The 24723-nt window shown below is 67.2% G+C and carries 19 protein-coding genes; 8 read left to right on the top strand and 11 right to left on the bottom strand.

All coding sequences use genetic code 11. The features are described 5' to 3' along the window. Positions 1 to 199 precede the first annotated feature (199 nt). Positions 200 to 5275, top strand: a complete 5076-nt coding sequence (locus FFK22_RS07450; protein ID WP_138888151.1) for an AAA family ATPase — start codon at positions 200 to 202, stop codon at positions 5273 to 5275. Between the two features lie 12 nt (positions 5276 to 5287). Here the strand turns inward: FFK22_RS07450 and FFK22_RS07445 are convergent, their stop codons facing one another. From FFK22_RS07445 to FFK22_RS07410, 8 genes are all read right to left on the bottom strand, one after another. Beyond that, a complete protein-coding gene (locus FFK22_RS07445; RefSeq protein WP_138888150.1) occupies positions 5288 to 5962 on the bottom strand; it encodes a YoaK family protein in 675 nt (224 codons plus the stop codon). A 4-nt stretch (positions 5963 to 5966) separates the two neighbouring features. Next, positions 5967 to 7262 carry an alginate export family protein gene (locus FFK22_RS07440; protein WP_221938455.1) on the bottom strand — a complete coding sequence of 432 codons (1296 nt, stop codon included), beginning with the start codon at positions 7260 to 7262 and terminating at the stop codon, positions 5967 to 5969. A gap of 142 nt (positions 7263 to 7404) precedes the next feature. Further along, on the bottom strand, positions 7405 to 8298 hold the full coding sequence (locus FFK22_RS07435; protein WP_138888148.1) for a glyoxalase: 894 nt from the start codon (positions 8296 to 8298) through the stop codon (positions 7405 to 7407). A 26-nt stretch (positions 8299 to 8324) separates the two neighbouring features. Next, positions 8325 to 8768 carry a DoxX family protein gene (locus FFK22_RS07430; RefSeq protein WP_138888147.1) on the bottom strand — a complete coding sequence of 148 codons (444 nt, stop codon included), beginning with the start codon at positions 8766 to 8768 and terminating at the stop codon, positions 8325 to 8327. Between the two features lie 2 nt (positions 8769 to 8770). After that, complete coding sequence (locus FFK22_RS07425) at positions 8771 to 10660, bottom strand: amidohydrolase (protein ID WP_138888146.1); 1890 nt, start codon at positions 10658 to 10660, stop codon at positions 8771 to 8773. An 82-nt stretch (positions 10661 to 10742) separates the two neighbouring features. Continuing rightward, on the bottom strand, positions 10743 to 11006 hold the full coding sequence (locus FFK22_RS07420; protein WP_138888145.1) for a XapX domain-containing protein: 264 nt from the start codon (positions 11004 to 11006) through the stop codon (positions 10743 to 10745). 36 nt (positions 11007 to 11042) lie between these two features. Then, complete coding sequence (locus FFK22_RS07415) at positions 11043 to 11690, bottom strand: hydrolase (protein WP_138888144.1); 648 nt, start codon at positions 11688 to 11690, stop codon at positions 11043 to 11045. Between the two features lie 252 nt (positions 11691 to 11942). Next, complete coding sequence (locus tag FFK22_RS07410; protein ID WP_138888143.1) at positions 11943 to 12458, bottom strand: Dps family protein; 516 nt, start codon at positions 12456 to 12458, stop codon at positions 11943 to 11945. Positions 12459 to 12750: 292 nt separating this feature from the next. Between FFK22_RS07410 and FFK22_RS07405 the strand changes: the two genes are divergently transcribed. Continuing rightward, on the top strand, positions 12751 to 13425 hold the full coding sequence (locus FFK22_RS07405) for a response regulator transcription factor (RefSeq protein ID WP_221938454.1): 675 nt from the start codon (positions 12751 to 12753) through the stop codon (positions 13423 to 13425). Positions 13426 to 13542: 117 nt separating this feature from the next. Continuing rightward, complete coding sequence (locus FFK22_RS07400; RefSeq protein WP_138888142.1) at positions 13543 to 13920, top strand: response regulator transcription factor; 378 nt, start codon at positions 13543 to 13545, stop codon at positions 13918 to 13920. 122 nt (positions 13921 to 14042) lie between these two features. Here the strand turns inward: FFK22_RS07400 and cydB are convergent, their stop codons facing one another. The 3 genes from cydB to FFK22_RS07385 all read right to left on the bottom strand — a co-directional run bounded on the left by cydB (position 14043) and on the right by FFK22_RS07385 (position 17976). Next, positions 14043 to 15029, bottom strand: coding sequence for a cytochrome d ubiquinol oxidase subunit II (gene cydB, locus FFK22_RS07395; RefSeq protein ID WP_138888141.1), 987 nt, complete (start codon positions 15027 to 15029; stop codon positions 14043 to 14045). Next, positions 15026 to 16444 carry a cytochrome ubiquinol oxidase subunit I gene (locus FFK22_RS07390; protein WP_138888140.1) on the bottom strand — a complete coding sequence of 473 codons (1419 nt, stop codon included), beginning with the start codon at positions 16442 to 16444 and terminating at the stop codon, positions 15026 to 15028. Before FFK22_RS07390 ends, cydB begins: the two co-directional genes overlap by 4 nt. A 416-nt stretch (positions 16445 to 16860) precedes the next feature. Further along, on the bottom strand, positions 16861 to 17976 hold the full coding sequence (locus FFK22_RS07385) for an FAD-dependent monooxygenase (RefSeq protein ID WP_138888139.1): 1116 nt from the start codon (positions 17974 to 17976) through the stop codon (positions 16861 to 16863). Positions 17977 to 18185: 209 nt separating this feature from the next. Here FFK22_RS07385 and FFK22_RS07380 point away from each other — a divergent pair, with 209 nt between their 5' ends. The 5 genes from FFK22_RS07380 to FFK22_RS07360 all read left to right on the top strand — a co-directional run bounded on the left by FFK22_RS07380 (position 18186) and on the right by FFK22_RS07360 (position 24685). Beyond that, the gene (locus tag FFK22_RS07380) at positions 18186 to 19388 is read left to right on the top strand and encodes an MFS transporter (RefSeq protein WP_186002356.1); all 1203 of its coding nucleotides are present in this window, start codon (positions 18186 to 18188) and stop codon (positions 19386 to 19388) included. 64 nt (positions 19389 to 19452) lie between these two features. Continuing rightward, positions 19453 to 20778, top strand: coding sequence for a cytochrome c (locus FFK22_RS07375; RefSeq protein ID WP_138888138.1), 1326 nt, complete (start codon positions 19453 to 19455; stop codon positions 20776 to 20778). A gap of 7 nt (positions 20779 to 20785) precedes the next feature. Continuing rightward, on the top strand, positions 20786 to 21280 hold the full coding sequence (locus FFK22_RS07370) for a (2Fe-2S)-binding protein (RefSeq protein ID WP_138888137.1): 495 nt from the start codon (positions 20786 to 20788) through the stop codon (positions 21278 to 21280). Further along, positions 21277 to 23505, top strand: a complete 2229-nt coding sequence (locus FFK22_RS07365) for a molybdopterin cofactor-binding domain-containing protein (protein ID WP_138888136.1) — start codon at positions 21277 to 21279, stop codon at positions 23503 to 23505. Before FFK22_RS07370 ends, FFK22_RS07365 begins: the two co-directional genes overlap by 4 nt. 16 nt (positions 23506 to 23521) lie before the next feature. Further along, complete coding sequence (locus tag FFK22_RS07360) at positions 23522 to 24685, top strand: HlyD family secretion protein (protein WP_138888135.1); 1164 nt, start codon at positions 23522 to 23524, stop codon at positions 24683 to 24685. Positions 24686 to 24723 lie beyond the last annotated feature (38 nt).

Genomic DNA, 24723 nt, shown 5'->3' with positions numbered 1-24723 from the left:
TATCTCACCCCGGGATCGGCGCTCTTCACTACACTCCGGGTGCGCTCGGCGCGCACCGAGAGGTTCCGGAACCGTACAGAGGATGAGCCTTGCATGACGTCGGCAACGGAGCCGCCTCTCTGCACAACTGGGGCATGGCTCCCGACAATGGGGGGCCGCGGTCGCTTTGCCCGCCGGCAACCATGGCGCCGATGCCGGCATGAATTTCGTTCCTGACACGTCCTGGTTCAAAACCCTCGATATCGAGGTCGTCGAGGCCCTCGACGGCGTCGATCGCTGTCTTGCCTCCGATCCCGGATCGCGCCGCACATGGCGCGCCCTGCTCGCGCGAGACGCAGCGGCAGCAGAGCGTCTGAAACGAGACTTCTCGGTTGCATGCGAACTCGGGCACGACTGGGCTCTAGTGCCACTCGCTCTCATTCCGGCAGAGCGGGGCACCGCGCTGGTGTTTCCCGAGGCCATGGGCCTGGCCCTCGACGCCGTGATTCAGCCGGGGCATCGCGCCGCGCTATCGGATTTCCTCGACATCGCGGTCGACGCCGCATCCGCCCTCGCAAAGTTGCATGCGCTGGGCATCGTTCACTGCGATATCCGCCCCGCCAACCTATTTCTGGATGCGGCCGGCACCGTTCGTCTGGCCGGCTTCGGCGCGGCCCAGATCATCGGGGGAACCGGCCAGGCCCCGGCGACGGCCCTCCCGGCCGGCACCTTCGTCCATGTGGCACCCGAGCAGGCCCGCCGCCTTGACCCCTACTGCGATCATAGAAGCGATCTCTACGCGCTGGGCGTCGTTCTCTATGAGCTGGCCACCGGAGAGCCGCCGCTAAAAGCCGCGTCGACCCAGCAGTGGCTCCATGCGCATGTGGCGGTCGAGGCGATTCGGCCGAGCCTGCTCCATGACGCCGTTCCGAACGTCGTCGACGAGATCATTCTGAAGCTGATCGCCAAAGATCCTGCGGATCGCTACCAAAGCGCGACAGCCCTACATGCCGACCTCCTGCGCTGCCGGGATGACTGGTCCGCCATCCAGGCGATCGAGCCGTTCGAGCTGGGACGGGCCGATGTCTCGGCGAAGGGAACAGCCCTCCGGCATTTTTTCGGGCGCGCCGCCGAAATGGGGTTGCTGCTGGATGCGCATTCCCGGGTGGCCGGATCGGGCTCGACCGAGATCGTGCTCCTGTCCGGCGCGCCGGGGGCGGGAAAGTCGGCGCTCGTCGAACGGTTCAGCCAAGCCATTGGGCCGTCCGGCACACGCTTTGCGTCCGGCAAGAGCGATCTCATGCAGAAGGCGATGCCCTATGCCCCGCTCGTTCAGATCATCCGGTCCCTCGCGACCCGATTGCTGAGCGAGAGCGACGAGGCCGTCACGCTGATCAAACAGCGTCTCGTCGATACTCTCGCCGGCCATGTGCCGCTGCTCATCGACCTCGTACCGGAAACCGAGATCGTTCTCGGGCCGGCGGCGCCCTTGCCCGCAGCCCCGGCAACGCTGGCGCAGACTCGGATGCGACGCGTCATCCTGCAGACATTGGCGGCGTTCGCAACGAGAGGCCGGCCTCTCGTCCTGTTCCTCGACGACCTGCAATGGGCAGACGACCAGACTCTCGCGGTCATCTCGGCCCTTGCGGGGGACACGCCAGAAAACCTTGTTCTGATCGGTGCCTATCGGGACGAGGAGAGTAGACAGCCAGGCCGGCTCGACGAGGTGCTCTCGACGATCCGCTTGGCCGGCCTGCCCCAGACGAATATTGCAGTCGGCCCGCTTGCCGCTGCCGATGTCGCTCGGCTGCTCGGCGGCATCCTGAACGGCTCGGAAGCGGATATCGACACGCTTGCGGAGACCGTGCATCACAAGACGAGCGGCAATCCGTTCCACTGCATCCAACTCCTACAGCAGCTCATAAAGGACCGCGTCGTCACCTACGATGCACATCGTCGGCGCTGGGTCTGGGACACTGCCCGGATCACCTACGAGGACAGCGTGGTCGATTTCATGCTGCGCCGACTCGATGCGCTTGCTCCGGCCCAGCGCGAGCTGCTGGGTGGGCTCGCCTGCGTCGACGGCCAATGCGACGAGATGCTTCTCGCGCGAATGTCCGGCGAAAGCCCGCGAGGCCTTGAAGAACTTTCGGCGCCGCTGATCGATACGGGACTGCTCGCCCGGCGCGAAATCGGCTATGCGATCGCGCATGATCGCGTTCTCGAGGCGGCCTATGCCCTGACGACTCCCGCCGACCGCCCCCGGGAGCACGCGCGGATCGCACGGCTCATGGTCGACCTCTATGGCGAAACGAATGCCGATGTTGTGTTCGAACTCGCCAGCCAGATCGAGCGCGCCGCCGGGGATGAGATCACCGCGACCGAGCGCCTGACCTTCGTGCGAGTCCTTCTGGCCGCTGCCCGACGGGCCAGGAATGCAGCGGCGGTGGAGCGGGCGGCGGGGTATCTGCAGACCGCGCGATCGTGGCTCGATCCCACCTGCGTGGCGGAGCACCCCGCGCTCGTGTTCGAGGTCGAGTTCCTGAATTGCGAATGCCTCGTCGCGGGCGGGTCCATCGAACAGGCGTCGCGAGCGGTCGGTCCCCTGCTCGCCGTCGCCGCGAGCCCCGTCGATCGGGCCGATGCGTATCGGCTCAAAGCCGCGATCCACACGGTCAGATCGGACTATGAAGCGGCCATCGAAGCGGCCTTAAACGGTCTGCGGTTGCTGGGGATCGAGCTGGCCCGATGGCCCGCATCCGACGAGTTGGATGCCGCCTACGCCATGGTTCGGCAGGGCCTGAACGACTGTCCGCTGGAGAGTTTCGCCGGTCTGCCCGAGTTGAAGGACCGCACGATACAGTCCGCCTTGGCGCTTCTGTCTTCGCTGAGCTCCTCCTTCTTTGTCGAAGGCGGCCTCAAATTCCTTCACACGGCCAAGATCGTCGAACTGACCCTGCAGCACGGCACGTCTCCGGCAGCGGGATACGGCCTGGCCTGGTTCGGCGTTTTCAGCGCCAGCCTTTACGGCGCCTATGAAGATGGTTTCGCCTACGCCAGCGCCGCCGCAGCGCTGGTGCAGCGCGATGGCTACGAGGCTCAACGGACTGCAGTCTTGATCGCTCTCGATCAGGTCAGTCCCTGGACTCAACCGCTGCATTATGCGCTCGCCAGGGCGCGGGACGCCGTCACCGCTGGACATGCGGCCGGCGACATCGGCATGACGTGCTACGCGCGGAACCACATCGCGTCCGACCTGATCGCTCTCGGAGCCCCGTTGGCTCAGGTCAGAGAAGCAGTCGAGGACGGCATCGCAATCACACAAAAAATCAGCTTCACAGACGTCGAACTCATCTTGAGCGCGCAGCTTTCATTCGTCGATGCGTTGCAGAATGACCAGGCCAGCGAGACGAGGCCAATCTATCGAGATCAGATCCGCTCCTATACTACCCTGTTTTTCGCCTCGTATTATGAGGGGCTTACCGCTTTCCTCCTGGGCAACGATGCGGATGCGGAACGCCTCCTACGAGAGGCTATGGCGGTGTCGTGGTCCGTGCCGGCGCATATCGATCTCGCCTACTGCCATCTGTTCTCCGCTTTGGCGGCTGCCCGGCTTGCATCCGACGGCAGGCATCCCGAAGCCGTGGAGAGCCTGGCCCGCCATCACGCGATGTTTTCCCGATGGGCGGACCTCAACCCCACGACGTTCCGCTGCAAGCTACTTCTCATCGAAGCCGAGATCGCCCGGTTAAGGGGCGATCTCATGGCCGCGCTCGGCTGCTACGAGCGCTCAGTCCTGGATGCGCAGGCGGCCGGCTTTGTCCATGAGGAGGCACTGGCCTATGAGCTGGCCGGCACATTCTGCCTGCAGCAGGGGCTGCCTCGCTCGGCAGAGAGCCATATCCGCGCCTCGCATGCCTGCTACCGCCGCTGGGGCGCCGAGGCGAAGGCCCGCCGGCTGGAAGCTGACCACCCGCACCTGTTCGAGGCGTCGCCCGCAGGAACCGGCACGACGCCGGATCCGAGGCAGGTCGAGCTGACTCTTGCCGCAGTCATGAAGGCTGCCCAGACCATCTCGCAGGAGATCGTGCTGGATCGGGTCGTTGAGACGCTGATGACCGAGATGATCATCCACACCGGGGCTCGGACTGGCCTCCTGCTCCTGATGCGCGAGGGCGAGCCCGTCGTCGCAGCGAGGGGGCGAGTCATCCGGAGCGACGTCGAGGTCGTGCTGGACTCGTCCGCGCTCACCGCGGAGACTATCCCGGTTCCCGTCCTGAACACGGTGATGCGGACGAAGCGGCCCTTGGTGCTTGCCGACGCGGAGGCGTCGCGGAACTGGTCGGACTGGCCGAACGACCGACGCATGCGTTCCGTGATCTGCCAGCCGCTGGTCAAGAGCGGCAATCTTGTCGGCATTCTCTATCTCGAGAACAATCTGGCACCGGGCGTCTTCACCGAGTGCCGGACGGAGATGCTCGATATTCTGGCGCCACAGGCCGCGGCCTCACTCGATGCCGCCCGGCTGTACAAAGAGCTGGGCGAAGAGAATACCCGCCGCGCGCGAGCGGAGACAGCCTTGCGGCAAGCTCGCGCCGACCTTGCTCGAGCGGCGCAGCTGACCGTGATGGGCGAGTTGGCGGCGTCGATCACGCATGAGGTCAACCAGCCGTTGACGACCATCGCCTCCTATGCTGAGGCGGGCACGCGATGGCTGAAACGGCCCGAGCCCGATGTCGCAGAGGCGCTGGCGGCACTGGAGAGCATCCGTAGCGGCGCCATGCGCGCCGGCGGGATCGTCAAGGCGCTGCGGTCGCTCGCAAGGCAAACGACGACGCCGAGCCCGATCGCCCTGAACGGACTCATCCGCGATGTGTTGCAACTGGCGACGACCGAATTCGAGGTCCATCAGGTGCGGCTCACGACCGATCTCCAGCCGGGCGGAATCGCTGTGCTTGGGGACGCCGTGCAGCTCCAGCAGGTCGTGCTGAACCTTGTCTCCAACGCCATCGACGCCATGGCCGGCCTGCCGGAAGACCGGCGTCAACTGTCGGTCCGATCCACCCGAGCGGATGGAAGCATCCGCGTCTACATCGAGGATAGCGGCGACGGCATCTCCCCCGAGATCCTGGAGCGGATCTTCGACCCGCTCTTCACCACCAAGGCGACGGGAATGGGCATGGGCCTGGCGATCTGCCGATCCATCGTCCAGGCGCACAACGGGGCGCTGGATGCCGTGTCGGCAGTCGGCCGGGGCAGCACGTTCTCCTTCCAACTGCCGGCTCTCGATCCCTAACCCTGCCGTTGCCTATGAGCCCTGCCTGGCGTCGGACAGCAGGGTCGAGGCCAGTGCGACGACTGGCGGAATGGCAAAGCACCATTCCCCGGCCAGGACGAAGGCCAGGGCGGCCGCGCCGCAGCCGAGGGCAAAGGCGATGACGGCGGCCGACATGCGGGCCAGGCGGGACCGGGCCGCAGCGGCCGCCTCCGGCGCGACGCCGTGCGCCAGATCCGCAAGGTCGATCATGATCTGCGTCGTCGTGCCGGTCATCAGCGTGGTCGGCGGCGCGCTGGCCAGGTGGATACGGTGGACCGCGTTCTGGATCGACATCGCCGCGACCAGCACCATCCCGGTGACGATCGCCGGCCAGGCGTCGCCGTCGGGAAAAGGGCCGAGCCGGATCGCCAAAGCGGCACCGACGGTGAGCAGCGCCAGCTTCAGGACCAGCATCGCCCGCAGCGGCTGCAGCCCGGTTTTCTCAAGCCCATAGGCCAGATAGCGCGTGCCGATGACGACGAGACAGAACACCGGCAGAGCCAGCAGCTTCGCCACCGCGCCGGTGGTGCCGAGCGTCACCGCCGCGCCGAAGGTGACGAAGTTGCCCGTCACATGCGCGGTGAACAGCCCCTGCAGGGCCAGGAACCCGGCCGTGTCGACATAGCCGGCATTGCAGCTGAGGATCACCGGGAGGGTCGGTCTCATCGCGTCACCATCCGAATTTCAGCTCGATGCCGAGATAGTCGCTGTCATGCGCTCCGGCCTGCCGCAGGGCGTCGCCGACTTGATAATGCACGGCCTCGACCGCGCCGGTCAGGTTGGCGTTGAAGGCATAGTCGACGCGAAGCTGCCCATAGGCGCCGGTCCAGGCGTCGCCCTGCCCGGCGGTGCCGCCGACCGGCACGTTCGGCTGGGTGTAGACGGCATCGGCAGTGGTCTGACGCCACAGCAGGCCGATCGCGGCCGTCAGCGACAGTCCGTTGACCGGCTTCACTGTGACCGATGGCTTCACATGGATCAGGTTGCTGTAGCCAGTGTAGCCCCCGAGGGAGAAGTAGTAGCCGTTCGGGAACAGCGGGTTGAAGGTGCCGACCGTGCCATCGCCGGGACGGGTGTCGCCCGAGGCGGCGTCTATCTGCAGCCCGAGCCTGGGCCGCCACGGCGCATCGCCGAAGGTGTAGCCGGCTCGCGTGCCGACGGCCCAGGCGGCGATCGACTTGGAGCCAACGGAGCCGGTCTGGCCCATCGCCTCCAGGTCCCAGTCCAGCCCATCGGCCGCGCCGGCGAAGCGGGCGTCGAAGATGTCGCGATGCTCGTCGCCGTCGGCGTCGAGGTAATGCGCGTCCTGGCGATCGTAGCTCGCATAATAGGCTGACAGCTCATTCGTCCCGAGCACCTGGCGCTCGACTCGGACCGTGCTGAACAGGAAATCGTCGTTCGAGCGGTCGTCGAACGGCTCGCCGTCGAAATACTGCACCGGCTGGCTGACGAAGCCGAGGACGCGCCACGGCCCGCTCTCCCAGTCCATCCAGAAGGCGTCGAAGGACTGCCGGACGTTGGGGCCGTCGCGCGAGGAGACGAAGCGCTGCAGGTCAAAGGCGAAGTCCTGCCGGCCGATCCGGGCCTTGACCACGCCGTCACCCGCCGGGTGGGTGAATTCGAGGAAGGCGAGGCGCAGGTCAAGCGGGTTCTGGTCGACCGGCGAGATCGACCGTTTGTCGAAGGCCCGATCATCCTCGAGCTGGACGAAGAAGCGCCAGTTCTCATTGAAGTGCAGGTCGGCATGGATCTGCAGCCGCTGCAGCAGATAGCCGTCGCCCTTGGTGCCGCCGGTGCCGAAGCCGGGCGCGTCGTTGATCTCGAACCGCTCCCGAAGCGTCGCGCCGAAGGACAGGTAGGTCTGCGGGTTGCCGGCCCAGAGCGGGATGTATTTCAGGCCGTCGAAGGGCTGGGTCCGCAGGGCGGGATCGGCCAGCACCGACCAGTCCTCCTGCCAGCGGTTCATCTGGATTTTCGGCCGCACGGGCGCCGTGCCCGGCGCGTCCTGCGCGGCCGCGCCGGGCAGGAGCGCAATGGCTGCTAGCAGCCCGGCCCCAACAGGCGCGAGGGCGCGGCGGGGCCAGCCGATCATCCCTGCTTTCACCGGCTCAGCCATGCGAGGCCGGACCATGGATCTCGGCGATGTAGCCACCGGGAAATTCGACCATGGCCGCGCTGCGGCCGTCGGCGGTGTATGGCGCGACCAGTACCGTGGCGCCGGTCGCCCTTGCCTTGGCCAGCGTGTCCTGGAGGTTCGCCACCTCATAGCCGGTGGTCTCGAGGCCATACGGATAGGGCAGATGGCCGTCGGTAACGAGGGCGGTCAGCCGGCCAAAGGTCGATTCGACCCGGATTCGCCGGTAGGTGTCGTCCGGCCGGCCAATCTCGACACCGGGCGCCTGCCTGTCGTCGGACACCACCTCGCCATGCGAGAAGGCCAGAAAGCCGCGCAGGAAATCGTCGATGCCGTCGGGCGAAACATAGACCCGGTTCTCCGGCACGGTCTGGTACGGCGCATAGGACGGCTTCGTCGTGTGCCAGTAAAGCTGCATGTTGATGCCGCCCGGCCACTGGATGACGGCGTCGCGGCCGATCGGGTCGGGGAAAGCGTCGACCAGCACGATGGCTCCGGCAGTGCGGGCGGCCGCCAGCGCCGCGTCCAGGTCGGTGACAAGATAGCCGGTCCGTTCGGCCCCGAAGGGATAGGGGATCGGGGTCGTGAAGCCGAACAGGGAGACGGTGCCGGCCGGCGTCTGCAGCAGCTGCGAGGTCGTGCTGCTCGGCGTCGGCGTCACGGTCGCAACCACCTGTTTTGTGCTTTGCCCGCCGAAGGTGGCGAGGAAGCTGGAGGCGAAGCGGTCGACATCCGCGGGCGCCACATAGACATGGGTGGTGTCGTATTGCGGGCCCACGGCGACCGGTGCGCCGGTCTCCCTGGCCTGTGCGGGGAACGCGGCCAGGATGCTCAGGCCGAGGGCCGCCGCGAGAAGAGGGATGCGCATGGGAGAACTCTCTCCAGTCAACAGGGTCAGCTCGGACGTTTCCGGTCCCGGAGGTCGTGCCAGGCGACGAGAAGGAAGCCGCTGGCGAGGCCGAGATGCTCGAAGAAGGCGTTGGCGGCGCCGAAGCGGTCGGGCGGAGCCATCTCCCAGAACCGCAGCGCCAGGAGGGTGGCCATCAGCGTGAACCCGGCGAGGGCCAGCGCCCCGAGCCAGCGCCAGATCCCGGTCAGGATCATGGCTGAGGCGCCAAGCTCCAGCAGGATCACCGCGACCGCGGCGGGAGCGGCCGGGGCGATGCCGAAATGCTCCATCTCGGCGATTGCGACGGGGAAATCCGTGGCCTTGTTGAGCCCGCCCTGAAGGTAGGCGGCACAGAGTCCGAGGAGCGCCAGCCACCGAGCCCAATCCGCCCCGAATACGGGGCGGACTAATGCGGCGACACGGTTCTCGATCGTCGCGGACGTCGGCATCGTCACACTGCCCAGCAGGCGCAGCCGAGGGCGCCCCAGAAGCTCTTCAGATCGGAGACCGGCAACCGGGCCGACCAGGCCGAGGCGTGATCATGGCCATGGATGCCGCAACTGCTTGCACAGCCGCAACTAGCGGCCGCCGTCCTCTGCAGGGCCGCGGAACCGGCCTGCTCGGTATCGCCCCAGGCCGCATAGCCGCCGAAGCGGCGCACCGGCGACCAGTCGGGCATGGCGGGCGGCGGCGCTGCCTCGTCCAGCGGGGCGAAGTCGGCCGTGGCCCAGACCACCTTGCCGCCGACCAAGGTGAGGTCCGAAGCGGTGTCGGCGATCTCGCTCTCAGCGCAGGCGAAGAAGTCCCTGTCGGGGACGATCAGGTCCGCCAGCTGGCCGACCGCGATGCGACCCTTGCGGCCCTCCTCGTTCGAGAACCAGGTGACGTTCTCGGTCCACATGCGCAGGGCCGTCTCTCGGTCGAGGCAGCTGTGCTGCGGGGTGATCCGGAGGCCACCGACGGTGCGGCCGGTGATCAGCCAGGACAGCGAGACCCAGGGGTTGTAGGAGGCGACCCGGGTCGCGTCGGTGCCGGCCGAAACCTTGACGCCCTTCTCCAGCATCCGCGCCACCGGCGGCGTGGCCGCGGCGGCGCCGAGGCCGTAGCGCTCGACGAAATACTCGCCCTGATAGGCCATGCGGTGCTGCACGGCGATGCCGCCGCCGAGCGCGGCGATGCGGTCGATCGACCGGTCCGAGATCGTCTCGGCGTGGTCGAAGAACCAGTGCAGCCCCTCGAGCGGGATGTCCTGGTTCACCCGCTCGAACACGTCGAGCGCGCGGCTGATCGTCTCGTCATAGGTGGCGTGCAGCCGCCACGGCCAGCGGTTCTCCGCCAGGATGCGGACGACATCCTCCAGTTCGCCCTCCATCTCCGGCGGCATGTCCGGGCGCGGCTGGCGGAAATCCTCGAAATCGGCGGCGGAGAAGACCAGCATCTCGCCGGCGCCGTTGTGCCGGAAATAGTCGTCGCCCTGCCGGTAGCGCGAGGTCCTCGTCCAGTTCAGGAAGTCGTCCTTCTCGGCCTTCGGCTTCTGGGTGAACAGGTTGTAGGCGAGGCGGATGGTCAACTGGCCGTCGTCGGCGAGCTTCTGGATGACGGCATAGTCCTCGGGATAGTTCTGGAAGCCGCCGCCGGCATCGATGGCGCCGGTGACGCCGAGGCGATTCAGCTCGCGCATGAAGTGCCGGGTCGAGTTCACTTGGTACTCGAAGGGCAGCTTCGGCCCCTTGGCCAGGGTGGCGTAGAGGATCGCGGCGTTGGGCTTGGCCAGCAAGAGCCCGGTCGGGGTGCCGTCGGGGCCGCGCGTGATCTCGCCGCCCGGCGGTTCGGGCGTGTCCTTGCCGTAGCCGACGGCGCGTAGCGCGGCGGCGTTGAGGATCGCCCGATCATACAGATGCAGCAGGAACACCGGCGTGTCGGGCGCGACGGCGTTCAGTTCTTCGATCGTCGGCAGCCGCTTCTCGGCGAACTGGTGCTCGGTGAAGCCGCCGACCACGCGCACCCATTGCGGCGGCGGGGTGACCGCGACCTGCCGCTTCAGCATCGCCATGGCGTCGGCCAGCGAGCGCACGCCGTCCCAGCGCAGCTCCATGTTGAAGTTGAGGCCGCCGCGGATGATGTGCAGGTGGTTGTCGATCAGGCCGGGCAGCACCCGCCGGCCCTTCAGGTCGACAATGCGGGTCTTCGGCCCGGCCAGCGGCATCACCTCGTGGTCGGCGCCGACGGCGCTGAACGCCCCGTCGGTGATCGCCACGGCGCTGGCGGTCGGCTGGGCGCGGTCGAGGGTGGTGATCAGGCCGCGATGCAGGATCACGTCGGGTGCACGGGTCTCGGTCATCAGGATCTCTCCTGTGCGAAGGCGGGCGGCCGCCCGGCTGGGGCGGGCCGCGATGAAGGCGGGGGGCGTCGGGTCGGGCCGGCTATCCCTCGGCTTGGTCGGTAGGCGGACGGCTGCCCTTCGGCAGGTGCCCGAACATGTGCGGCTTCACCTGGTGGAGCCAGGACACGGCCGTCGGCTCCTGGCTCCACAGGCTCTTGAGGATCGGCGGGAGCTGCTCGCCGACGAGCATGCCGAGAAGCCCGATCAGGGCGACCACCGGCGGCGCCGGCGAGCGCACATTGAGCACCGCGTAGATGATGCCGACGAGAATCCCGACGGCGAGCGACACCAGATAGAGCTTCATGGCCATTCCTCTGCGGCGAGCGGGCAGGACGGGGGCTTAGGCGGCCGCGCCAGCCTCGCTGGCGTGCTCGCCGAGCGCCCATTTGGAGAAGCGGATCTGGATGCCGTAGGGCGAATGGGCCTTGATGATCTCCATGCACCCGTCATAGGTCTCCACCCGGGCCCAGTCCTGCTGCAGCTCGAAGATGTATTGCAGCGAGGTGATCGGCACGGCGCCGGCCTGGATCACCCGCTCCATCGACCGGTTGTGCGCCTCGAGGGAGACGTCGCCGCAGGCGTCGGCCGCGATGTAGATCTCGAAGCCTTCCTTCAACATGTCGAGGGTCGGGAACATGACGCAGGCCTCGGTCCACAACCCGGCGATGACGATCTTCTTCCGCCCCGTGGCGTGGATCGCCTTGCGGAAATTGGCGTCGAGCCAGGAGTTCATCGAGGTCCGATCGATGATGTCGTGGCCGGGGAACAAGTCAGTCACCTCGGGCATGAACGGGCCGGAGAAGGTCTTCTCGGCCACCGTCGAGATCACCGTCGGGATCTTGAACAGCTTCGCGGTCTTGGCCAGGATCTGGACGTTGTTGAACGGCACCAGCCGGTCATGCGACTGCACCCCCTGATACATCGCGGGCTGAAAATCGATCAGGGCGATGGCGCTGTTCTGCGGGGTAAGCATATCGAGATTGGACATTCTGCTTTCCTCTGTCGGAAGTTTGGCTGGGTGAAAGGCGAAAGGAGGACCGTTGGCCGAAGCCATGCGGCCTTGGCGCTAGAGCGGTACGGTCCGGGGGCGGTGTGGGGCTCGGGGTCCCACGCATGGACGCGAAGGATCGTCACCCCTTATGCCGCGGCTTCAGACTAGCCGTGTCGGCCGGTCTTGCTCAGGACAACCGCTTTCCTGAGCGCAAGGCGAGTTTGCGGAATCACCTTGGTCCGCGGCACTTCAGCGTGAGCGGGTGGCCTCGTAGAGGAACCAGCTGCGCCGTTCGGCTTCGTCGATCCAGACTTCGATCAGGCTGGTCGAGGCGACATCATTGTGGGCTTCGCAGACCTCGTGCGCGGCCCGCAGGAACCCTGTGAGGCGCCGATTGTCGTCGGCCAGCTCAGCCAGCATGTCCGGCGCGGTGACGTAGTCGGCGTCGTTGTCCAGCAGCCGCTGGATCCGGTGGATTTGCCCGATCGACCGGAGGGTGGTACCGCCGACCTTGCGGGCACGCTCCGCGATCGCGTCCGTGGTGGAGAAGATCTGATCGGCCTGCTCGTCCAGCATCAGGTGGTAGTCACGGAAATGTGGGCCGGACAGGTGCCAGTGGAAGTTCTTGGTCTTGAGGTACAGCGCGAACATGTCCGCCAGCACGCCGGTCAGTGCGGCGGCGATATCCACGACGGCAGCCTCACCGAGATCGCTCGGTGTACGAAGCGCGGCCTTTCGACGAGACTGAAGCGAAAGATCGTCCATGTGAGATCCCCTTCGGATCCAGCCTGCAGTGCCGGACGAGCATCGTCCGAACCGGCAGATCTCTCGGCCGGCAGCGGCCTGACGGATCGAACGGTAACGGGACAGCCGGCGGCCTCATATCGGTCGGTCGTTTACTCCACTCATACGTGGGTTTGTGGTTGGCGGCGGCGTCGCGGGAGACAACGGATTTCGATACCCCGACTAAACGCATGTATGATTTTATCGACCGCGGAACTTGGCCAGACTTCGTCGCGCCGGCATGGCCCTGCATGCGGCGTCCAAGGGGGCGAACATGATGCGGCATTTCGCGATGATCAGGCAGACGGTCAGAAAGATGGCTCCCGCCCCAGCCCCGGCTTCGACCATCGTCATCATCGTCGACGACGACCCGACCATCCGCGGCGCGCTCGACAGCCTGTTTCGTTCGATCGGGATGGAGACGAGGCTTTTCGGCTCCCCGGCCGAACTGCTGGAGAGCCAGTTGCCCGATGTTCCCGGCTGCATCGTCCTCGACGTCCGGTTTCCGGGCATCAACGGGCTGGATTTCCAGGCTCACCTTGCGAGCCAGGGGATCGGGTTTCCGATCGTCTTCATGACAGGCCATGGCGACATCCCCATGAGCGTGCGCGCAATGAAGGCCGGCGCCGTCGACTTCCTGGCCAAGCCATTCCGCGAGCAGGATCTGGTCGATGCCGTCACCGCGGCGATCGAGCGCGACCAGCAGCGGCGCGGCCAGGTCGCCGCCCTGCGCGACCTGCGCGTCCGCTACGAGACGCTGACGCAGCGGGAGCGGGAAGTCATGACGCATGTGGTCGCCGGCCTAATGAACAAGCAGGTCGCGGGGGTTTTGGGGCTCAGCGAGATCACGGTGAAGATCCATCGGAGCAACATGATGCGGAAGTTGCAGCTGCGTTCGCTCGCCGATCTCGTCCGCCACGCCCAATCCCTGGGGTTACCGCATCCGTGAGACGTCGAATGCAAACCTCAATATGATGTTGGCGTGCACCGGACTCCGGCATGATCGCGCAAGCCGCGGATGGGACGCTCTTCCTTCGTACCAGAACCGCACGAAGGACATGTGGTCATGACGAAGATCTCGACGATCGCGGTGGTCGATGACGACGACGAGATCCGGCGATCTCTCTCCAGCCTCATACGGTCGCTTGGCTACTCCGTGCGGACCTACGGGTCGGCGGTGGAGTTCCTCGGCGAAGCGGGGGGCGATCCGGACTGCATGATCGCCGACATCCAGATGCCGCAAATGACCGGCGACCAACTGCAGGCCAAGCTGATCGCGTCTGGCCGTGTCTTCCCGATGATCCTCATGACCGCGTTTCCGACCGACGCAGTCCGTGACCGCGTGATGGCTGCCGGCGCCTGCGCGTTCATCGCCAAACCGTATGACGGCGAGACCATCTCCCGCTGCCTGGAGGCGGCGCTGGATCCCGCCCATCGCCCATAAAAGGGCCATCCTCACGACATGTGCGCGACGCACGCCAACGTGATTCACCCGGATCTTCCAGCTACATCCGCGGCGAAGCCGGACCGGACGAAGGGCGGAGACATCCGCCCTCCCCTCTTGCGTCAGTGATAGGACTGGTCGCTCCGCACCCGCCCCCTGAAGATGACGTACACGGCGACCGTGTAGGCCAGGGTCAAAGGCAGGACAAAGAGCCCGGCCCCCCAGAACAGGAATTCGAGAGAGGACTGGGGCGCCGCCGCCTGCTGAAGCGTGAGTGAGAACGGCAGGATGTAAGGCAGGAAGGACCCTGCGAGAGTGGCGAAGGCCGCCGCGAAGACGGCGGCACCGGCCGGGAACAGCCAGCGGTCGTCGTCGCGCCGGACCGAGCGCACGAGCACGACGAATGCGCCGAGTCCAGCTGCCGGGCAAAGGATCAGCAGCGGCCGCTCGATCCAGCGCTGCAGAACGGGAAGATCGATCAGAAGCGAATGGACGAAGACAACGACGAGGAACACTACCAACGCGCCGAGCAGCTTCGGCAGGACGCCGAACGCGAAGCTTCGGAGATCGTCATACGCCTTGCCGGCGATCCAGCAGGCCCCGATCATCGCATAGCCGATGCAGAGCCCGGCCCCGCACAACAGGGCGAAGGGTGTAGCCCAGGCGAAGGGTCCTCCCACATACACGCCGTTTTCGATCGGCACGCCCTGGACGATCGCACCGACCGCCGTTCCCTGGATGAATGCGGCGGCGTAGGAACCGGCGACGAAACCGGCGTCCCAGATCCATCGGAACCGCTCCGTCTTGTAGCGGAACTCAAAGGCGACGCCCCGCAGGATCAGGCCGGCGAGCATCACGAGGATCGGCAGGTAGAACGCGGACAGCAGAATCGAATAGACCAGCGGAAAGGCGGCGAACAGGGTCGCTGCCGCCACCACCAGCCAGGTCTCGTTGCCGTCCCAGACAGGGGAGATGGACGCCAGCATGTGCCGTCGGCCGGTCTCGTCGGGCGCGAACGGGAACAGCATCCCGACGCCGAGGTCGAAGCCGTCCAGGGTGATGTAGAGAAGGATGGCGAGCGCCAATACGGTCGCCCAGAACTGAATCATGCCGGTTCTCCCGTGTCGGTCGCCTCGGCCACGCCAGGGTCTCCCCCGGCCGCCGAAAGCGGACGTCTCGGATTGGTCGTCAAGGGTGATCGATCGGCCGCGGGGATCGGCCCGGCGCGCAGCTGCCGATAGATGTAGACTCCGCCGAAGCTGAAGATGAGCGTGTAGACGGCGATGAAGACGGCCAGGCTGACCGCGACCTGGGACGGCCTCAGAAAGGGCGTCACGGCATCGGCGGTCCGAAGCAGCCCGTACGCGGCCCAGGGCTGCCGGCCGATCTCGGCCGTGAACCAGCCGGTCAGGGTCGCGACGAAGCCCAGCGGAAACGACAGGAACGTTGCCCACAGGAAGAACCGCGCCCGCAGGATCCGCTCGCTCCGGCTCAGCCACGAACCCCACCAAGCCAGCGCCAGCATGGCCAGCCCGCAGCCCACCATTATGCGGAAGGCGAAAAAGGGAACTGGGACGGGCGGACGCTCGTCGACCGGGAAGCTCTTCAGGCCGATCTCCTTCGAGGAGAGGCTCATCGAGCCGATCAGGCTGCCCAGATAGGGCACGGCCAGCTCGAACCGGTTCGCCTCCGCCTGTTCATCCGGCCAAGCGAGCAGGATTTCCCGCGCCGGCTGTTCGTCCTGCCAGCGGCCCTCGATGGCGGCGAACTTCGCCGGCTGCTCGTCATGGACGAAGTCGCCGACGAGGTGGCCGAAGCCGATCTGAATGGGCACGAGAATCGCAGCCAGGCGCAGCCCCATCGTCAGCATCACCCGGCCTTCATGCGCGGCTTGCCGCCGCAGCATGTACCAAGCACCGGTCGCGGCGACGCAGAAAGCCGAGGTGACGTAGGCCGCCAGTATCATGTGCGGAAAGCGCACCCATACGGCCCGGTCGAAGATGATGGCGGACCAGTCGGTCGGGACGAAGATGCCGTCAGGACCGGCGGAAAACCCCGTCGGCGACTGCATCCAACTGTTGTTGACCATGATCCAGAACGAAGAGAGGGTCGTCCCGGCGGCGACCATGAGACACGCCAGGAAGTAGATCCAGCGCGGCACGCGGTCCCGTCCGAACATCAGCACCCCGAAGAAGCCGGCCTCGAGCGCAAAGGCCGTGAAACTCTCGTAGCCGAGCAGGGGCCCCTGGATTGGTCCCGTCCGGCGGGACAGCTCGCTCCAGTTGGTGCCAAACTGGAAGGCCATCACGATCCCCGAGACGACGCCCAGGCCGAAGGCGATGGCGAAGATCTTCAACCAGAACTCCGACAGGCGCCGGTAAATGCGCTCGCCGGTGACGAGCCCGCAGGCTTCCAGGAAGGTCAGCCAGGCGGCGAGCCCGATGGTAAAGGCGGGGAAGATGATGTGATAGGAGACCGTGAAGGCGAATTGGAGCCGTGAAAGCAGAAGGGGCGTGACGTCCATGGTGCAGTCTCATCGGTTCGGAGCGCCGAGGACGCTCCCTGCGGGGCTGGAGGCGGCATCGCTTGGAGGGCGCCTCAGCGGACAGCAGGTTGATCCTCGGGAGGTCGACCACGTCGTCGCCGCGCCCGCCTCTCGCTTGATTGGCGGAAAAGGGCGGCCGCCGGACTCTGCCCAGCCAAGGCAGGAGTCGATTGCCACCACGCAGCCCTTACTGGTTTCGAGAGCGGCGGCCGATGACGAGCGCCCCTCGCAACCTACGGATCGCTTTCACGAAGGACGATCAGCAGGCCTGACCGAAAACGTAGCGACACCACGGGTGCAGCGCATTCAGACGCTGGCGTGGCGCGCTCATACTTAAGTTTCGTATGACCCGGGGCCGGCATGGCCTCGGCCGGGCCCGGATGCCCGTTGGGCCGTCAGAGGGCGGTGGCGCCGAGCCGGCGGCCGTATGCGGCAATCTGCTCACCGACCGCCCGCCGCTCGAGCTCGAACCCGGCGAGTGCCGACCGGAGATCGGCCCGCGTCGCCAGATGCCTTTGCAGCGCCATGACGTCGCCAGCGGCCTTGGACACACCCATGGCCGTATGCGGCCGCACCACGAAGGCGGCATCGCCGATCAACGCGACCGAGCGTCCCACCACCTGCGGCGCCTGATAGTCGAAGATCCCCTGGATGGATGGCGTGTCCTCGACGGATACGGCAAGCGCGAGCTGCCGAGGCAGGCTCTCGAACGCGTCCCGACGTAGGTCGTGAAGCCCTTCGTCCGATAGCCCGCCGCGCGGCAACGAAAAGGCATGGGTGCGCCCGGCACGATCGGTGAACAGCCCGGCAAGAGCATCCGGACGGACACGACGGTACCAGACCCAGTTGTAGCGCCGGTCGCCCTTTGACATTTCGCCCGTGGGACCGGGCACAAGATAGCCGAGTACCTGGGCCCCCGGTGCCAAGTAGAAGGTGAACCGGTCCAGCAGCAGAGAGGCCGCTTCTGGAAGTTGGCTCTCGGGAACGAGGCCCCGCCAGGCAACATATCCGGCGAAGTGGTTGTCTGGACTCTCCGGATTCACCGACCGACGCACAACGGAGCCGATACCGTCCGCCCCGATCACCAGATCCGCCTGATCGGTCGATCCGTCCGAGAAGCTGATGACCGCTCCGGCATCGCTGTCCACGACGTCCACGGCCTGCCGACCGGGCAGGTAGTGGTCGCTCGTGAAGCGGGAGGCCACGCTGTCGTAGAGGACATCCCAGGAGATCTGGGTCTGCGGCGTCGCGACGGTCTGCACGACCTGCCCCGCCCGGTCCAGAACAATCCGTTCTTTCGCCACCACGCCGATACGGGCAATCCGCTCGAAGCCGATCAACCGGAGAATCTGGAAGACCTCACGCTGGGCAACGAGCCCAGCTCCACGACCGGAAAGACCGCCGGTCGAGCGTTCGTAGATCCGCACATCGTGCCCGTCGCGTTGAAGCAGGACGCCGGCGAAGAGGCCGGCAAGCGAGCCGCCCACAATCCTGATCCGAAGCGGTTTCATGCATTGTTTCTTCTATGTGGCCGCTCCCCTTCAGAACACCGTTCCGGGTGTGGCGAGCAATCATACGGAGGTGTGATGCCTCTACCTGCAAGCGCTAAAGATGCCGCGCCGTCGGCACAGTAACTTCAGAGGAAGCGGAGGCAATCCGACCAGCAGTCGATCTTCGCGATCGACGACCGGGATGCCCTCCATCTTCCAAGGCGCGGACAATGAAGCAGACGCAAGAGATAAGCCGGGATTCGGCTGTGGCCGGCCGATCGATCATCTATGTCATGGCCGCCGCCGCGGGCGTCGCAGTTGCGAACATCTACTACAACCAACCGATGCTGGGTCTGATCGAGGCCGAGCTTCCGGGACGGCTGTCACCGCTGATCCCGACAGCCACGCAGCTCGGCTATGCCGTGGGACTGTTTCTGCTGGTCCCGCTCGGGGACATCCTCGAGCGCAGGCGGCTGATCGTCACGCAATTCGGAGTGCTGGCCCTGGCGCTCGCCATGGCGGCCATTGCCCCGAACGCGCTGTTGATCCTGCTGGCTTCCCTCGTCCTCGGGGTTTCGTCGACGGTAGCGCAGCAGATCGTCCCCCTCGCCGCGCATCTCGCCGCCCCTGAGCGCCGCGGTGCGACGGTCGGCTTCATCCTGGCCGGCATCCTGACCGGGATCCTGCTGAGCCGGACGCTGGCCGGCTTCGTAGCGACCTATGGCGGGTGGCGCGAGATGTTCTGGCTGGGCGTGCCCATGGCGCTGTTGGCGGGTGGGCTGATGATGGTCGTGCTGCCGCACAGCCCACCGGATTCGCGCCTCGGTTATGGCCGCCTGCTGCATTCGATCATCCATCTCTGGCGCGAATTCCCGGTGCTGCGGTTGGCCGCGGCGACACAAGCCCTGATCTTCGCAGCCTTCACCGCCTTCTGGACGATCCTCGCCTTTCGACTGCAGGGGCCACCCTTCGGCTTGGGAGCCGACGTCGCAGGGTTGTTCGGCATCGTCGGTGCTGTCGGCATCTTCGCCGCCCCTCTCGCCGGGCGTGTCGCCGACGCGCGAGGCCCGGCGCCGGTCGTCGTGCTCGGCGCGGCGCTCACCCTGGTCTCGTGGATCGTCTTCGGCGCGTGGATCTCCCTGGCCGGGCTCGTCGTCGGCGTGATCCTCCTGGATTTCGCGATGCAGTCCGCCCTGGTGTCCAACCAGCACATCGTCTTCGCGCTGCGCCCAGAAGCCCGTGCTCGGCTGAATACAGTCCTGATGGGATCGATGTTCATCGGCGGCGCCATCGGATCCGCCGGCGCGACCTTCGCCTGGGAAACGGGCGGTTGGCCGGGCGTCGTCGGTTTCGGCCTCGCCCTCGGCGCTTCGGCCAGCGCGATGCAGATCTTCAGCCTGCTGCGTAGCCGGCGTCATCACCACACGGCCTGACGTAGGCAGCAGGCCCTTCCCGCCCCGTTCGAAACCACGACAGCAGCCGCGAAGGATCAGGCCGATGCGACTGAAACATGCTCTCTTTGCCGGCACGGTTGTCGCGGCCTTCGGAGTCGCGGCTCTGGTCTATGCTTGGCGGCCCGAGATAGCGCCGATCCTGACGCCCGCCGCGTCGAGCTTCGATCCCGCGCTCGTCGAGAAGGGCGGCGAGCTCGCCCTCATCGGCGACTGCAAGACCTGCCACACGGCCCCGGGCGGACGGGTCTTCGCCGGCGGCCTCGCAATGCCGACTCCGTTTGGAACGATCTATTCCACCAACATCACGCCGGACCGCGAGACCGGGATCGGCAGCTGGTCCGAAGAGGCGTTCCGGCGCGCCATGCGGGAAGGCGTCGATCGCGAGGGGCTCCATCTTTACCCCGCCTTCCCCTACGATCACTTCACCCGGACCTCGGACGAGGACATCAAGGCGCTCTACGCCTTCTTCATGTCACGGGAGCCGGTCGCGGCGAAGGCGCCGGCCAACGACCTTCCCTTCCCGATCAGCATCCGGCTCGTCCTCGCCGGCTGGAAGCTTCTGTTCTTCCGCGAGCAGCAGTTGGAGCCGGATCCGACCAAGGATGCCGCCTGGAACCGCGGGCGCTATCTGATCGAAGGGCTCGGCCACTGCGGCGCTTGCCATACGCCGCGCAACCTGATGGGCGCGGAGGAGACCTCCCGTGCCTTCCAGGGCGGAGAGGCGGAGGGCTGGCATGCCTATGCGCTTGGGCCGGCCTCGCAGGCGCCGGTGCCGTGGACCGCGGCGGCGCTTGAGCAGTATCTCGCCGAAGGCTTTCATCCGCAGCACGGTGTCGCCCGCGGTCCGATGGCGCCAGTGGTCAAGAACCTCGCAGACGTGCCGCGCGAGGACGTCGCCGCGATGGCGGTCTATCTCGCCTCCCTGGGGCAGCCGAAGGCCGACGGCAGCACCGCCCCGCAGGACGCGGCCATGGCTACACCGTGGGCGCCGCAATCCGCGGGCATCCAGGCGGCGACGCCGTCCGGGGACGCCCAGCCCGGGGCGCAGCTCTATGCTGCGACCTGCGCCTCGTGCCACGACTCCGGCAGGCCGCTACCGCTCGGCGCCGTGCCGCTGTCCCTCTCCACCGCCGTGGCCGGCGAGAGCCCCGACAATCTCGTGAACCTGATCCTGGCCGGCATTCCGGCGGCCAACGGTGCGAGCGCGCCGATCATGCCGGGCTTCAGCGCCGTCATGACCGACCAGCAGGTGTCCGCGCTGGCCCGCTACCTGCGTAGCCAAATCGCGCAACGGCGCGAGTGGCCGGATCTGGATGCCGCGATCGGCCGGGCCCGCGCCGCCCAGGCGACCCTTCAAGCCAAGCAGTGAGGACGTGATGCTGACGCTGACGATCAACGGTGCACCGCGCACCATCCGGTCGACGCCGGACACGCCGCTTCTCTATGTGCTTCGCGACGAGCTCGGCCTCAACGCGGCGAAATATGGCTGCGGCCTGGGCCAATGCGGCGCCTGCACGGTGATGGTGGACGGGCAGGCCGTCTTCTCCTGCATCACCCCTGTCGAGCTCGTCGCCGATCGCACGGTGACGACCCTGGAGGGGTTGGGGACGCGCGAGCATCCCGGCGTGCTGCAGCAGGCCTTTATCGACGAGCAGGCAGCCCAATGCGGCTACTGCATCCCCGGGATGATGATGCGGGCGCAGGCGCTGCTGGAGCGCGACAGCGATGTCTCGGACGCTGCGATCCGCGCCGAGCTGGAACCGCATTTGTGCCGCTGCGGCACGCATATGCGCATCCTGCGGGCCATCCGCCGGGCGGCCGACGCGATGGGCCGGGAGCGGCCCGCCAAGACCTCGGAGGGCCGGTCATGAGCATGGTCATCTCGCGCCGCCGCGTCTTGGCCGGAGCCGGCTCGCTTCTGCTCAGCTTCAGCTTGGTGCCTGCGCGGGCACAGACGGAAACCGGCAAGGGTGGTGGGCCATCGAAGCGCGGGTTGCCCGGAAGCCTGGACGACACGCCGCGCCTCGACGCCTGGATCCGTATCGACGCTTTGGGGGCCGCGACGATCCTGACCGGCAAGGCCGAACTCGGGCAAGGCCTGAAGACGGCGCTGCTCCAGGTCGCAGCCGAGGAGCTCAAGGTCCCGTTTGGCTCGCTGACCCTGATTACCGCCGATACGGACCTCACCGCGGATGAGGGCTACACCGCGGCCAGTCACTCCATGCAGGATTCTGGCACCGCGATCCGCAACGCGGCCGCGCAGGTCCGCGATATCCTGATCGGCGAGGCGGCCCGGCGGCTCGGTCTCTCCGAGGCCCAGCTGCACGCGGCCGGCGGAGCGGTGCTCGGCCCAAACGGGGTCAAAATCGGCTATGGCGACCTGGTCCGCGACCAGTTGCTGGATATCGAGGCGCAGCCCGTCTCGCGGCTGACACCCACGGCCGACTTCACCGTCATGAACCGCCCCATTCCCCGGATCGACATCCCAGCGAAGGTCTCGGGCGGTGAGGCCTATGTCCAGGACATGCGCCCCGCCGGCGTGCTGCATGCCCGCGTGATCCGGCCCCCCAGCTACGGGGCAGAGCTCGAACGCGTCGAAACCGGCCCGGTCGAGTCCATGCCGGGCGTCGTCCGGGTGGTCCGGAACGGCAGCTTCCTGGCCGTCGTGGCCGAGAAGGAGTGGGCCGCGATCCAGGCGATGCGCCGCCTCGCCGCCGCTGCGGTCTGGGCAGAGAGCCCCTCCCTGCCCGATGAAGCGAACCTCACTGCGGCGCTGATGGCTCTCCCCTCCAAGGACACCGTCATCCTGGATCAGGGGGAGGCCGGCGCACGCGGCACGGTCGCGGAAGGAACCTTCACCCGGCCCTATCTCGCGCATGGCTCGATCGGCCCCTCCTGCGCCGTCGCGGAAGCGCGCGACGGCTCGGTCACGGTCTGGACCCACACCCAGGGCGTCTTCCCCCTGCGCCAGGCCATCGCCGGCATGCTGGATCTCCCTGCCGAGAAGGTGCGCTGCATCCACGCTGAGGGCGCAGGCTGCTACGGGCATAATGGCGCGGACGACGTGGCGGCCGATGCCGCGATGATCGCGGTGGCGGTTCCGGGCCGGCCCGTCCGCCTGCAATGGATGCGGGAGCAGGAGCATTCCTGGGAGCCTTTCGGCCCCGGTATGGTCACGTCGGTCCGCGCCGCGGTCGACCAGGCCGGCGACATCGTCGACTGGCACCACGAGGTCTGGAGCCAGTCGCACATGATGCGGCCGGGCCCGCCCGGGACGCTGCTCGCGGCCCGGGACATGACGGATCCGGCGGCGGTGGCGCCGCCGGTCGAGTTGGCGCAGCCGGAGGGCGGCGGCGATCGCAACGCTATTCCCCTCTATCACATCCCCAACGCCAAGGTGGTGCATCACTTCCTGCCGGAGATGCCGCTGCGCGGCTCGTCCATGCGCTCGCTCGGCGGCTACCTGAACGTCGTCTCGATCGAGAGTACGATGGACGACCTCGCCCGCGCCGCGGGGCAGGATCCCATCGCCTTTCGGCTCAGATGGCTGGACAACGACCGGGCCCGCGCCGTGATCCAAGAGGCCGCGGCGAGGTTCGATTGGAGCGGCCGCCCGAAGCCAGCCGCCGGCAGCGGATACGGCTTCGCCTTCGCTCAGTACAAGAACCTCGAGGCCTACTGCGCGATCGCCGTCGAAATCGCAATCGAGCCGGAGACGGGCGATGTCCGCATCCGGCGGGTGACTGCGGCCGTCGACACCGGTGAGGTCATCAATCCCGACGGCGTGCGCAACCAGATCGAGGGCGGCATCGTGCAGTCCGCAAGCTGGACCCTGTACGAGCGGGTCGCGTTCGATCGCACGCGGATCACCTCCGTCGACTGGTCGGCGTATCCGATCCTGCGTTTCGCCAGCGTGCCGGAACGGATCGACGTCGCGATCCTCGACCAGCCGGGGGCTCCGTTCCTCGGCGTGGCCGAGGCGGCACAGGGGCCTATGGGGGCCGCCCTTGCCAATGCGATTCGCGATGCGACCGGCCGCAGGCTGCGCGACCTGCCGCTGTCGCCGGCCCGCATCAAGGCGGCCATCGGCCCCTGACGGAGGCTACGCGCCGATGACGACGCTGCCCACGGAGGTCGCGCCCTCCAGTCCTGAGGCCGCCACGCCAGGCGCGGAGGGCCGCGGGCTCAAGCACGCCCTGACGCACCCGGTGTTCCACGCCGCGATCCTCGTCGCCATCGTTACGTCCGGATGGACGGCGGCGTCGAACTGGGATCGCTGGACAGGGACCTCCCGTTTCCAGCGGACCGACGACGCCTTCATCGCGGGCGACACCACACCTCTCGCAACACAGATCTCCGGCTATGTCCGGTCGGTGGCCGTCGACGACTACCAGGTCGTGGCATCGGGGCAGTTGATCGCCGAGATCGACCCGGCGGACTACCAGGCACAGCGCGATCTGGCGGAGGCGGATCTGGCCGCGGCCCGCGCCAGCCTCGCAGGCATCGCCGACAAGCGGGCGGTCCAGGCCGCGCTGATCGACCAGGCGAAGGCCGCGATCGACGTTGCCCGGGCCGAGCTGGCGCGCGCCGCGGCCGAAGCGAAGCGCCAACGCGATCTCCTGCACACGGGCATCGTCGGGACCGAGCAGCATGTGGAGCAGGCCGATGCCGATGCGGCGAAGGCGGCGGGCACCCTGTCGCTGTCTCAGTCGCAACTCGTCCAGCAGCAGGCCCTGCTGACGGCGCTCGACGCGGAGGAGCAGGAGGACGCCGCCCAGGTGGCGGCGACCGAAGCCCGGCTGAAGCTGGCGCAGGACAATCTCGGCTATACGCGCATCCTGGCCCCCGCCGAAGGGATGACGGGCGCCCGCCAGGTCCGCCCGGGTCAGTTCGTCTCGCCCGGAACGCAGCTCATCACGCTGATGCCTCTGGCGAAAGTCTGGGTCATCGCGAACCTCAAGGAAACGCAGATGACCAATGTCCGGGTCGGCGACCGCGCGAACATCACCGTCGACGCCTTCCCGGACGTCGTCCTGAGCGGCCGGGTGGAGAGCTGGTCCCCTGGGACGGGCAGCGTCTTCGCCCTCCTCCCGCCCGACAACGCGACCGGCAACTTCACCAAGGTCGTCCAGCGGATGCCGGTGAAGATCGCGCTCGACCAGAACCCTGCCCTCGGGGCGCTGATCCGCCCCGGCATGTCCGTGATCGCCACGATCGACACGGGCGGTTCTCCGGACGGAAACGCCGCCTCCGCCGATAAGGGACGGGGCCGATGACAGCGGCACCAGCCGGCACTCACCCTGCATCCCCGTCC

Origin of the sequence: Mycobacterium sp. KBS0706 (assembly GCF_005938675.2) — a bacterium.
Taxonomy (GTDB): Bacteria; Pseudomonadota; Alphaproteobacteria; order DSM-16000; family Inquilinaceae; genus Inquilinus.
This window is presented reverse-complemented; position numbering and strand designations above follow the sequence as displayed.